We start from the raw sequence: 11,503 nt of genomic DNA, 5'->3' as shown, positions 1-11,503 counted from the left end.
AATAATAGAATCTGTTAATCATTGTATATATATCTTTATACAATATCTCTCCAGTTTCCTCTTTTCTCGCAAACCTCCTTGTCCAGCCTGCAGTGACCCGTTATTAGTTTGCAGTTATTGTTATTGCCAACTCCTCCCGCTTACTGCCAACTTTAAACTGCCAACTCTAAATTCGGCCCGCTTTTCTACATGATTTTCTATTTCCTAAAAGAACATTATCGATACCACTGTCGCAGTGGATCTGTATTTAAAAATCCCGAAGGATTCTATATTTTATTTTCGTTTTGCCTCGTTACCGAAGCGGCTGCAAAGATGCGATTATTTTCAATACATGTCAAGTGTTATTTTCACTTTTTTTATATTTATTTTTAGCTCGCAAATTTCAAAAAACAACCGCCCTTTTTGATTGAGCGGGATGCAAATGTAAGGAGAAATTAGCACCCTGCCAAAAGAAATTTGCAAATAGTTAAAACAATCGTATAACATACTGAAAACTAACACATCCAAAGGCTATTTTATTAAGATCCGGTGGTAGTTTTTGATTTTGTATATTTGAAATCATATGCAAAACCATCAATTTCCTGCAAATTTCCTCGATTCGTTAAACAATGAGCCCGACTTTAACCGCGCAAATTTTATCGAATCGCATCAAAATAATTCATCGCCGACATCAATAAGGGCCAATCCTTTTAAAAAAACAACGATAAAAACCGACGGACAAGTGCCCTGGTGCGCTGAAGGCTATTATTTAGATACCCGTCCATCCTTCACTTTCGACCCCCTATTTCATGCCGGCAGTTATTATGTGCAGGAGGCATCATCCATGTTTATTGCCCACATCCTACAACATATTAAGCAAACCGAGCCGGTAAAAATACTGGACCTATGTGCCGCGCCGGGTGGTAAAAGCACATTGCTTAATTCGGCCATGACAGCGGATGACCTTTTGGTAGCTAATGAAATTATTAAAACGCGTGTACCTGTTCTGGCTGATAACCTGAGTCGATGGGGTACTGCTAATACTATAGTAACCAATAACGACCCAAAAGACTTTAATCGCCTAACGGATTTTTTTGATATTATATTGGTCGATGCACCCTGCTCAGGTTCGGGCATGTTCCGCAAGGATCCGGCAGCTATGGATGAATGGAGCGAGGCCAACGTTAGCCTTTGCCACCAACGGCAGGAGCGCATACTGGCTGATATTTACCCGGCCCTAAACGAAGATGGCTACCTTATATATAGTACCTGTTCTTACTCGCACCAGGAAAACGAGGATATACTGGACTGGCTATGTACCGAATTTGAATTAGAAACCGTACGTATACCTATTAATATAGAGTGGGGTATTGTTGAAACGCAATCGACAGAAAAAAAAGCGTGGGGCTATCGTTTTTACCCCGGCCAGGTTAAGGGCGAGGGTTTATTTGCATCCGTGCTTAAAAAGAAGGAAAGCAGCGGCAATTTGGTGTCCTTTAAAAACAACCGGAACCAAAAGGTGGATAATATCGAGTTTGAATTGGTGAAAGCCTATATTAATGACCCGGCTGCCTATTACTTTTTTAAAGTGAATGATGACTGGCTGGCTATTAACAATCAGCATAAAGAAAGCCTTAATTTATTGCAGCACCATTTATATATTAAAAAGTCGGGGGTACGTATTGGCAAGCTGGCAGGGCGCGACCTGATACCTGATCATGAACTGGCTTTAAGTACTATAGTTAATAAAGATGCGGTGTTGCAAACCGAGCTGGATTATGACGATGCTATACTTTACCTGCGCCGCGAGAATTTAGTTATTGATACCGATAAAAAAGGCTGGAGCCTGATGATGTTCGAGGGGCAGGCTATGGGATGGGCGAAGTTACTGCCAAATAGAATTAATAATTATTATCCGAAAGAGTTGAGAATATTGGCTAGTGGACCTAAGTAAAGGAAAACTTATATTATTATATACTGTTAAAAACATAAGACACTATATAGTATGCCAGACATAGCCCGCCGTTTTCCCGAAAATCCGTTATTATCTCCTATTGACCTTAAAGCAAGCGAAGAAGGCTTACAAATTATATGCCTGTTAAACCCCGGCGTATTTAGGTTTGAGGGCAAGACCTGGCTGATAGTACGCGTGGCCGAGAACGCGGTGCAAAAAGAAGGCTCTATATTTTTCCCGATACTAAATGATTTGGGTAAGACCGAGATCGTAGAGTTACCGTTTGAACATCCCGAACTTATCACCACTGATCCACGTGTAATAAGATATATGGGGTTGGATTATTTAACCACCTTATCGCATCTGCGCCTGTTGTGCAGTGATGATGGGTTGCATTTTTATGAACCTGAAGGGTATAGCCCTTTATTTGGCACCGGCTATTTACAGGCTTTTGGTATAGAGGATTGCCGGGTTACTTTTTTGGAGGACAAATACTACTTAACCTTCACCGCAGTATCGGGCAATGGGGTCGGCGTGGGCATGCGCACTACCACGGACTGGAAAACTTTCGAGAACCACGGCATGATTATCCCTCCGCATAATAAGGACTGCGCCATTTTTGAGGAAAAGATAAACGGACTATATTATTGCCTGCACCGTCCAAGCAGCGTTGATATTGGCGGCAACTATATCTGGCTGGCGCAATCGCCTGACGGTGTGCATTGGGGCAATCATAAATGTATTATTAAAACCCGTAAAGATAGTTGGGATTGCCAACGCGTTGGCGCAGGTGCCGCGCCCATTAAAACAAAAAAGGGTTGGCTGGAAATTTATCACGGCGCTAATTATGACCATCAATATTGCCTGGGCGCTTTTTTGTTGGACCTTAATGATCCATCAAAGGTACTGGCCCGTACCGATAAACCTATTATGGTACCAACAGAACAATATGAGTTAAGCGGCTTCTTCGGCAACGTAGTATTTACCAACGGGCACGTAGTTGATGGAGATACGGTTACTATATATTATGGTGCATCGGATGAGTTTGTTTGCGGGGCAAGGTTTTCTATTAAGGAGATTCTATTCCAGTTAGGCGTATAAAGACGCAAAGCATTGCGTCTTTACATTTTCCGTATTGTTTCCCTTTAGGGTTAGGGTCTTAATACTCTCCTATACTTAACAACACCAACGTACAAGCATACTGCGTCTCTATCCCTTCAGCATCAGCCAGTCGTTGCAATTCTGTATTTTCCGTTCCGGGATTAAAGATAATGCGTTTGGGTTTGGTTGCCAATATATAATCATACAATGACGGCTGATTTTGTGGGCCAACATATAAGGTAATTGTATCTATATCATTATGTATGGTCACAGGTTTTTCAATAGGTACGCCGGCTACTTCGCCGGTTTTTAAACCTACGTTAACTATGGTATGCCCATGACTTGCCAAACGATTAGCGGCCAGGTAAGCGTATCTGCCCGAGTTTGGTGTAGCACCTAGTATCAATGTTTTTTTGTTAGCCATAGTAACATATAGTATTCAAATATTACGCCAAGGTGTAATATTTAGCGGTTTTGGCAGTCAAAATGTAGTCACAAAAAAATAATTCAAATAATTTAAAATGTTTTTAGAGGTGAATCGTCTTTATCTTTAAACAAGTAATAAATTGATAACAGCATTAATGCCCGAAGAAAGAGAAAGCCATATCATAAGCACTATTAAAGCTTATGGTAAGAATTTGCTTGGCTTTATCCGTAAGCGGGTTAAGAATGATGCTGATGCGGAAGATATCCTGCAGGATGTGTGGTACCAGTTTAGCAACCTGGTAAATTCTGAACCAATTGAACAGACAGGCGCCTGGCTGTATAAAGTGGCAAGGAACAAGATCACCGATAAGCATAAAAAGAAATCAGAAACTTTACTTGACGACCTGTTTCGCGCCGATGATGAAGGCGATGACGATACCTCGGGTTTTAAAGACTTCCTGATGGTAGAAGACGCCACGCCGGAAACCGAATACGTGCGCACGCTTTTTTGGGAGCAGCTATTTAACGCGCTGGACGAATTGCCCGAAGAGCAAAAGCAGGTATTTATCTGGCAGGAAATGGAAGATATGACCTTCCAGGAAATATCAGAGTTAACTGGCGTAAATGTAAATACGCTGGTATCGCGCAAGCGGTACGCGGTACTGCATCTGCGCGACAGGTTACAACAGTTATATCAAGAGATCACAAAATATTAAAAACAAAAAAACATGAAAAATTTATTTTATAAAGGCCGTTTTATATTTATACCCATTGCGGTAGCCGCCTTCGTTTCGCTCATCAGCTTTGCGGTGATGCAACTTTGGAACCATTTATTACCCGATATATTACACGTTACTGCTATAACTTTCTGGCAGGCCATGGGCATATTTATATTATGCAAAATACTGTTTGGCTTTGGCCATAAAGGAGGCCGTGGTTGGGGCGGGCGTGGCGGTGCACCATGGATGCGCCATAAAATGGAAGAGCGCTTTAAAAGCATGACGCCCGAAGAGAAAGAAAAATTTAAACAAAAGCTGCGCGAACGCGGTGCCTGCGGCCCATGGGGACGCGGCCACGATCATCCGTTTAACCGCGATTGGGATGCGTTTGATAAGGAAACAGAAGCGAAGCCAACTGAATAATTAGTAGCTGTAGCAGTTGCAAGTGGCAGTAATTAAATCCTGTCATTTGCAACTGCTACTGCCATTTCTAACAATCACTCATACAAATAATACTACTATGGATATACTGGTATTTACAACAAGCGTTAACAAACCCGAGCATGTGCAACAAGTGCAGCCCATACTAAAATCGGTACAGGCAATTAAAGAATGGAACTTCGATCTGGAAGATTGTGATAATATATTGCGGGTAGTATCGCATGATTTGCCTCCGCGATATATTGAATCGTTGCTGAATAATGCCGGATTTTTGTGTACAGAGCTGGCTTATTAGCCGAAAAGCAGTTCCCCTCCTTGGGGGGGGGGTGCGTGAGGCTGAGTAGTGGCAGGGGTGGGTTCGCCGCTCTGCTAAACCCCTTCCTCCTCCTTCCCAAGGGAAGGAATCGCACAAGGCCAAGCTTATCCTATTATAATTCTAGTCAGCAAAGCAATTTGTCCGGTGTGATAGATCTGGTGTTGGATAAATCCATATACCAGTTCTTCGTTAGTGGTAACTGGTTGGTCACCGCGCTCGTCAATGATCGGATCGACCCATTTATCTTCGGGGAAATCCTGGATAACTCTTACCAGGTTTACGTTAACCAGTTTTAAATCTTCGATCCACTCTTTCCATTTGTTTTCGTCGGGGTCGCCAACTTCCGGCCAATTGCCACTTACCGGCATGGATGCGGGCTTTTCGTTGAGGCGGTCCATAATCTCTTCGGTCCAGCTTACCATGTGCAGGATGATCTCGGCAATGGTATGCGCGTGGCCCACACGCTCATAAGCACTTTCGAAGGTTACTTTGTCTAATATATTGTATACCGGCGATCCGTACCAAGGGTGACCGGTGTGTACTTTCTCTAATTCGTGAAGGAGTTTTTCGGTTGTTGTCATAATCTAAACACGATTGAAGGATTTTTAAGATTCCCTTGCTCGTTGTAAAAATGTTAAAAATATCCTGTTAATCTAATAAATCCTGCAATCGTGTTAAACTTTCCTTGCAGCCACTGCGCAATTTATCCCGTCAATAGCAGCAGAAATTATGCCACCGGCATAGCCCGCGCCTTCGCCACATGGGAACAAACCTTGCACCTGCGGATGCTGCAATGTTTCTTTATCGCGCGGTATTTTTATGGGCGATGACGTGCGCGACTCTACCCCCACCAATATCGCTTCATTAGTATAATAGCCTTTCATTTTTTTACCAAATTGCGGCAGCGCGCGGCGCAGCCTCTCATTGATCCAATCTGGCAGTACCTCTTTAAGCTCAATGCTTTTGGTGCCAGGCAGATAAGAGTTTTCGGGCAGATCTATGGATAGTTTCCCGTTTACGAAATCAACCATCCGCTGCGCGGGAGCAACCAGTTTGCCGCCCCCGGCTTTAAAGGCCAATTGCTCTATGCTGTTTTGAAAGTTGAGCATCTTAAACGGATTAGCATCGCTGCCTTTAACGTCTTCCATGTTAATTTGTACCACAGTGCCCGAATTAGCGAAAGGGTTATTCCGCTTAGATGGGCTCCAGCCGTTTACTACTATCTCGTTAGCCTCGGTAGCGCAGGGGGCGATTATGCCACCAGGGCACATGCAGAACGAGAACACGCCTCGCCCATCAACCTGCTCTACTAAGTTATAGTAGGATGGCGGCAAATCGGGGCCGCGATATTCGCAATGGTATTGGGCGCGGTCAATTATTTCCTGTGGATGCTCGATGCGTACGCCCAGCGCAAAGGGTTTAGCTTCGATCAATATATTCTGGCGGCGCAGCATTTCGAACACATCACGTGCCGAATGGCCGGTTGCCAGGATCACGGCATTGGCTTTTATCGTTTCGCCCGATGCCAGCCTTACGCCCTGGATCTTGTCAAACTGTACTAATAGTTCGGTTACTTTGGCATCAAATATTACTTCGCCACCGGCATTTAATATGGTCTCGCGGATAGCGGTTATAATTTGGGGTAGTTTATTGGTGCCGATATGCGGACGAGCATCAACCAAAATATCTTCGGTAGCGCCGTGGGCCACAAAGGTTTTTAATACCTGGTTCACATCACCACGCTTGGTGCTGCGGGTGTATAGCTTACCGTCCGAATACGTGCCTGCCCCACCCTCGCCGAAACAATAGTTGCTTTCGGGGTTTACCAGGCCTTGTTTGTTAATGTTGGCCAGGTCGCGGCGGCGGTCTTTTACGGCTTTGCCGCGCTCCAGTACAATAGGCTTCATGCCCATCTCGATACATTGCAAAGCGGCAAACAATCCCGCCGGGCCGGCACCTACTATGATAACCTGCTTAGCATCTTTAACATTGGGATACTGCTGGGTATAGGTTTGGGGCTGATAGACCTCATCTATATAAACCTTTACCTGCATGCGGTAAACTACCCGGCGGCCTCGGGCATCGATAGAGCGTTTTAGGGTTTGTACTGTGGTGATTTTTTGCGGGGATATATTTAGTACCGAGGCCGTTAGTCGTTTTAAAACTTCCTGGTCGTCTTGCTGGCCGGGGGGGCAAACTATTTCTATTTCTTTGATCATGGTGCCGGGTTGTTATCGCGGATGATGCAAATATAACATGATTTGTAAAGATGCAACACCCCGGTTTTTTTCGCGTTTTTTTTGATGTGTTTTTTTTGAAAAATTTGGCGAAATATTTTAAAAATCCAGCGACATTTTTTGTTGTTAAATTGATGATTAATAGCATTTTACAAAAACCTGCCAATAGTCACCATTTATGCACCTGTAGCCACCATTGGTGCAGGTTTAAGCGCTGTTTATGCACCAAAATTCGCAATTTTACACCATATTTTATGCGTACTCATTGGTGCGTTAACAGTAATTGCCCCGCCGGTTAAAAAATTTAATTTAAAATGTGGTGACAAATTAGCGCCACCATTTTGTTGGGTGATGTTGTGGTACTTTGTAAAGTTTGTTAATCACGCGACAGAGAGTATCCCATTACCGGCATCCGCCCGCTCAATCGCCGCGGGTTGGCTTTGTTCTTTTCCTGGCAAGGATCATCATTAATCTTTAATTACCGGCATCTGCCCGCTCAATCGCCCGGGTTGGCTTTTGTTCTTTTCCTTGATGAAAAGAACCAAAAATCAAGTCAGACAGGATGCTTCTCTGCCGCACGAGGCCTTTGCCCGGCAGACCAGGTAAAACCACGGGCTGCAATATTTTTGCCCTGCTTCGCTCGCTTTAGGCAACGCTTCAGCAAAAAGTTGCTAATGCCCCGCCGCCGCTCAGGCCATCTATTTTACCTGCCCTCATCCGAAGCTTTTCTGCTGACGGGAAACGTTAAACACCCTGCATCGAAAAATCATGGCAATCCTATAATCACATGAATCAGCGGTTCAGACAATCCGCGTTAGCGATGGCAGCGGATACCGGCCAAGCGCCTAAGGCCTGCGGCGTATGAGCGTACAGCGCGGGCCGAAGGCAACGCCCTTATTCAGGTGGCAGTTAAAAGTATGCAGTTGGCAGCATCACATTAAAAAATCCTAAAATCCTCACATCTTAAAAATCTTAGTTTATCTTTAAACTTCCAACTTGTATATACCTAAATGAGACCAATTTTTACCGCTTTACTATTTATTGGCAGTTTGCTGCCTGTAAACGCATCGTTCGCCCAATCGCCTGGCGAAACACCTGTGCCCAAAATGTGGAACGCCTTTTGGATAAACGCCCGTAACGAAACCGGGCGCGATTATGGCGTATTCTATCTCCGCAAGCGGATAGAGCTGGCGGCTAAACCCGCTACTTTTTTCGTTAATGTATCGGCAGATAACCGGTATAAATTATATGTTAACGGCACGCTGGTGTCGTTAGGCCCGGCGCGGGGCGATACTTATTTCTGGAATTATGAGCATGTAGATTTAGCTCCTTACCTGGTGGCTGGTAAAAACACAGTAGCCGCCATAGTATGGAACGAGGCCGAGGTGAGGCCCGAGGCGCAGATCTCGCTCCGCACCGCGTTTATACTACAAGGCAGTACCCCTGCCGAAGAAGTGCTTAACACCAATAACTCCTGGAGAGCCATACGCGACCCGGCCTATCGCCCACTGCCGGTAAATTTGGGCTATGGCGCTTATTACGTAGCCGGACAGGGCGAACTGGTTGACCAAAGCAAAACCATTAAAAATGCCATGACCGCCGATTTGGACGATACCGCCTGGCCCGCCGCCGCTAACCTGGATCGCGGCAAACCAAAGGGTATGGCCGATGCTTTCGGGTGGATGCTGGTGCAATCGTCATTGCCGCAAATGGAACGGGTTTACCAGCGGATACCGTTGGTGCGTAAGTCGGTTGGGGTTGAGGTGCCGCAAGGGTGGCCGGCTGTTAAAACGGCTTTGACTATTCCGGCTAATACTACAGCTACTTTAATATTAGACCAAACTTATTTAACCAATGCTTACCTCACGTTCAACTTTAGCAAGGGTGCAGGCGCGGGCGTGTCGCTTACTTATGCCGAGTCGCTTTTTGATAATTTGAAGAAGTATGGCATCCGTAAAGGCGACCGTAACGCTGTTGAAGGCAAGGAAATGGGCGGGCGTAAGGATAGCCTGCTGGCCGACGGCAGCGCTAACCAGAGTTTCACCACGCTGTACTGGCGCACGTACCGCTATATCCGCCTGGTAGTACATACCCGCGATGAGCCGTTGGTGATAAATGATATATACGGCACCGCCACCAGCTACCCGTTTATCCTTCGCGCCAGCCTGAAAGCCGACAACCCCGAAATGCAGCAAATGCTGGATATTGGCTGGCGCACCGCCCGTATGGACGCTATTGAAACCTATATGGATTGCCCCTATTATGAGCAGTTGCAATACATTGGCGATACCCGCATACAGGGCATGGTGAGCTACTATAACAGCGGCGATGACCGCCTGATGCGCAACGCTATTAACCTGATGGACCAAAGCCGACTTGGCGAGGGCATTACGCTGAGCAGGCACCCGAGTTATAGTCCGCAGATAATTTCTACGTTTTCGTTATGGTACATTGGGGTGCTACATGATTACTGGATGTACCGGCCCGACAGCACTTTTATAAAAAACAAACTACAGGGCGAACGCGCCGTATTAGACTTTTTTAGTAAATACCAGCAAGCCAACGGCTCGCTCAAAAACGTACCTTATTGGACGTTTGTTGACTGGTCTGTCGGCTGGGGCGGCGGCTCACCGCCTTTAGGCAGTAAGGGCGGCTCATGTATTTTAGACCTGCAATTGCTCACCGCTTACCAACAAGCCGCGCAAATGGAAGCCAAATTGGGCATGCCCGCTCTGGCCAAACTATACACCGCCAAAGCCGCGCAGCTAAAACAAACCATACAGCGCAACTATTGGGACGCGGCCAAAGGGTTGTATGCCGATAATGAGGATAAGAACCGTTTCTCGCAACACACAAATTCGCTGGCTATACTTACCGGGGTGGCCGCCCCTGCTGTTGCGCCAGGCATAGCCCATAAAATTCTTGCTGATGCCAGCCTTACCCAATGCACCATTTACTTTAAATATTATTTGCACCAGGCCCTAACGCGCGCCGGGCTGGGTAATGATTACCTGAAATGGCTTGACCTTTGGCGCGAAGACATAAAACTGGGCCTAACCACCTGGGCCGAAATGAGCGACGTACCCAGCAGCCGCAGCGACTGCCATGCCTGGGGCGCCAGCCCCAACATAGAATTTTACCGCACCATTTTGGGTATAGACAGCTATGCCCCCGGCTTCGCCAAAATAAAAATAGAACCACACCTGGGCGACCTTAAAAACGCCGAAGGCCAGATACCGCACCCCAACGGCAAAGTAGCCGTAAGCTATGTGCAAGACGGCACCGCCTGGCGCATCAAGCTTGACCTGCCCGCAAAAACAAGCGGCCTGTTTGTTTGGAAAGGAAAGCAGTATGTGTTGAAGAGTGGAGAGAATGTGTTTAGAATGTAGCAGCAAATTTGTCATTGCGAGCGAGGAACAAGCGCGGCAATGTTCGCCGCTTTTCTCCTTGCGATTGGATGATTTATACTGTTTGCACGTTTAACTCCCTCCCACGGAGGGCGCGCCGACAGTGAAGTGGCAGGGAGGGTTTCTACGCCCAACAGGCACGCTGGCTAGACCCCTCCCTACACCCTCCCGTTTGGAGGGAATCGCACGGGCCTGGCTTTATCATCTGCTTGCTGGTAAATTTATATTCAATCCTATCAAATAGACGGCCCTAATCTTCAATCTTTAATCACCAATCTTTAACTTTTTCATTTTTTTTTCACGCCGCAACAGCGCACCAACCATTTCCCTAACCAACTATTTCACAATTAACTAATGGTTAAATTCAGCAACTTGTAAAGTCAAGTTTTTGTCTATACAAGTATAAATCAGCCACTTTACCTATCGTTTAAAGAAAACAAACCCGCAAATAGTGCCGTTATATATGCGGATAACCGCCGGGTCACAATGATAAAAAGGCTTGGCATCCGGACAAATATTTATTTAAACATCAAAATTAAAAACTATGAAAAAGCGATTAATTATGCTGATGATCTTATCGGCAGTAGGTTTACAGGAATTTGCCTACGGGATGCAACAACAACAAGACACCACCAAAAAACAAAAAAAGCATTGGAAGCAAGGCGCGAAAAAGGACACTACTAAAAAGGACACTATTAAACCCATTAAGCCATAGGCTGAGAGTTAGTAATTGATATTACAGCAAAGGCCCCGGATCATTTGATTCGGGGTTTTTTGTTTTGGGCGTGGCACGAGGTGACCTCATCTTGCACATTGATTAGCTTATGCAGAGATTGCGACGCTTCGCTCGCAATGACGGGTGGAGAAAAGTGCCGCCATCCAAAGCGTAAAGGTCTGTCAGCACACCGAGCCGGGTGTATGGC

The 11,503-nt window shown here is 45.7% G+C and carries 10 protein-coding genes; 7 read left to right on the top strand and 3 right to left on the bottom strand.

Going from position 1 to position 11,503, the window contains the following annotated elements; genetic code table 11:
• Window positions 1-562 precede the first annotated feature (562 nt).
• Window positions 563-1,933 carry an RNA methyltransferase gene (locus tag JWQ34_RS07170; RefSeq protein WP_299355943.1) on the top strand — a complete coding sequence of 457 codons (1,371 nt, stop codon included), beginning with the start codon at window positions 563-565 and terminating at the stop codon, window positions 1,931-1,933.
• A 51-nt stretch (window positions 1,934-1,984) separates the two neighbouring features.
• A complete protein-coding gene (locus tag JWQ34_RS07165; protein ID WP_299355941.1) occupies window positions 1,985-3,034 on the top strand; it encodes a glycoside hydrolase family 130 protein in 1,050 nt (349 codons plus the stop codon).
• A gap of 58 nt (window positions 3,035-3,092) precedes the next feature.
• Here the strand turns inward: JWQ34_RS07165 and JWQ34_RS07160 are convergent, their stop codons facing one another.
• Complete coding sequence (locus tag JWQ34_RS07160; RefSeq protein ID WP_299355939.1) at window positions 3,093-3,458, bottom strand: CoA-binding protein; 366 nt, start codon at window positions 3,456-3,458, stop codon at window positions 3,093-3,095.
• Window positions 3,459-3,600: 142 nt separating this feature from the next.
• Between JWQ34_RS07160 and JWQ34_RS07155 the strand changes: the two genes are divergently transcribed.
• The 3 genes from JWQ34_RS07155 (at window position 3,601) to JWQ34_RS07145 (ending at window position 4,915) form a co-directional block, all read left to right on the top strand.
• Window positions 3,601-4,176, top strand: coding sequence for a sigma-70 family RNA polymerase sigma factor (locus JWQ34_RS07155; RefSeq protein ID WP_299355937.1), 576 nt, complete (start codon window positions 3,601-3,603; stop codon window positions 4,174-4,176).
• A 12-nt stretch (window positions 4,177-4,188) separates the two neighbouring features.
• On the top strand, window positions 4,189-4,602 hold the full coding sequence (locus JWQ34_RS07150; protein ID WP_299355935.1) for a hypothetical protein: 414 nt from the start codon (window positions 4,189-4,191) through the stop codon (window positions 4,600-4,602).
• 97 nt (window positions 4,603-4,699) lie between these two features.
• Window positions 4,700-4,915, top strand: a complete 216-nt coding sequence (locus JWQ34_RS07145; RefSeq protein ID WP_299355933.1) for a hypothetical protein — start codon at window positions 4,700-4,702, stop codon at window positions 4,913-4,915.
• A gap of 125 nt (window positions 4,916-5,040) precedes the next feature.
• Here JWQ34_RS07145 and JWQ34_RS07140 read toward each other — a convergent pair whose 3' ends face one another.
• Together JWQ34_RS07140 and JWQ34_RS07135 are read right to left on the bottom strand one after the other, a co-directional pair.
• Window positions 5,041-5,517 (bottom strand): DinB family protein, encoded by a 477-nt coding sequence (locus tag JWQ34_RS07140; RefSeq protein WP_299355931.1) that lies wholly within the window; start codon window positions 5,515-5,517, stop codon window positions 5,041-5,043.
• A 93-nt stretch (window positions 5,518-5,610) separates the two neighbouring features.
• The gene (locus JWQ34_RS07135) at window positions 5,611-7,155 is read right to left on the bottom strand and encodes an NAD(P)/FAD-dependent oxidoreductase (RefSeq protein ID WP_299355929.1); all 1,545 of its coding nucleotides are present in this window, start codon (window positions 7,153-7,155) and stop codon (window positions 5,611-5,613) included.
• Window positions 7,156-8,183: 1,028 nt separating this feature from the next.
• Here JWQ34_RS07135 and JWQ34_RS07130 point away from each other — a divergent pair.
• Both JWQ34_RS07130 and JWQ34_RS07125 read left to right on the top strand, forming a co-directional pair.
• On the top strand, window positions 8,184-10,562 hold the full coding sequence (locus tag JWQ34_RS07130) for an alpha-L-rhamnosidase C-terminal domain-containing protein (protein WP_299355928.1): 2,379 nt from the start codon (window positions 8,184-8,186) through the stop codon (window positions 10,560-10,562).
• Between the two features lie 562 nt (window positions 10,563-11,124).
• Complete coding sequence (locus JWQ34_RS07125) at window positions 11,125-11,295, top strand: hypothetical protein (RefSeq protein ID WP_299355927.1); 171 nt, start codon at window positions 11,125-11,127, stop codon at window positions 11,293-11,295.
• Window positions 11,296-11,503 lie beyond the last annotated feature (208 nt).

It is taken from the genome of Mucilaginibacter sp., from assembly GCF_028288185.1.
In the GTDB taxonomy this organism is placed as follows: Bacteria; Bacteroidota; Bacteroidia; order Sphingobacteriales; family Sphingobacteriaceae; genus Mucilaginibacter.
This window is presented reverse-complemented; position numbering and strand designations above follow the sequence as displayed.

Excerpts from the sequence above, each read along its gene's own strand:
- JWQ34_RS07170 (WP_299355943.1), top strand. The coding sequence starts at position 563 with ATGCAAAACCATCAATTTCCTGCAAATTTCCTCGATTCGTTAAACAAT.
- JWQ34_RS07165 (WP_299355941.1), top strand. The coding sequence starts at position 1,985 with ATGCCAGACATAGCCCGCCGTTTTCCCGAAAATCCGTTATTATCTCCT.
- JWQ34_RS07160 (WP_299355939.1), bottom strand. The coding sequence starts at position 3,458 with ATGGCTAACAAAAAAACATTGATACTAGGTGCTACACCAAACTCGGGC.
- JWQ34_RS07150 (WP_299355935.1), top strand. The coding sequence starts at position 4,189 with ATGAAAAATTTATTTTATAAAGGCCGTTTTATATTTATACCCATTGCG.
- JWQ34_RS07145 (WP_299355933.1), top strand. The coding sequence starts at position 4,700 with ATGGATATACTGGTATTTACAACAAGCGTTAACAAACCCGAGCATGTG.
- JWQ34_RS07140 (WP_299355931.1), bottom strand. The coding sequence starts at position 5,517 with ATGACAACAACCGAAAAACTCCTTCACGAATTAGAGAAAGTACACACC.
- JWQ34_RS07135 (WP_299355929.1), bottom strand. The coding sequence starts at position 7,155 with ATGATCAAAGAAATAGAAATAGTTTGCCCCCCCGGCCAGCAAGACGAC.
- JWQ34_RS07130 (WP_299355928.1), top strand. The coding sequence starts at position 8,184 with ATGAGACCAATTTTTACCGCTTTACTATTTATTGGCAGTTTGCTGCCT.
- JWQ34_RS07125 (WP_299355927.1), top strand. The coding sequence starts at position 11,125 with ATGAAAAAGCGATTAATTATGCTGATGATCTTATCGGCAGTAGGTTTA.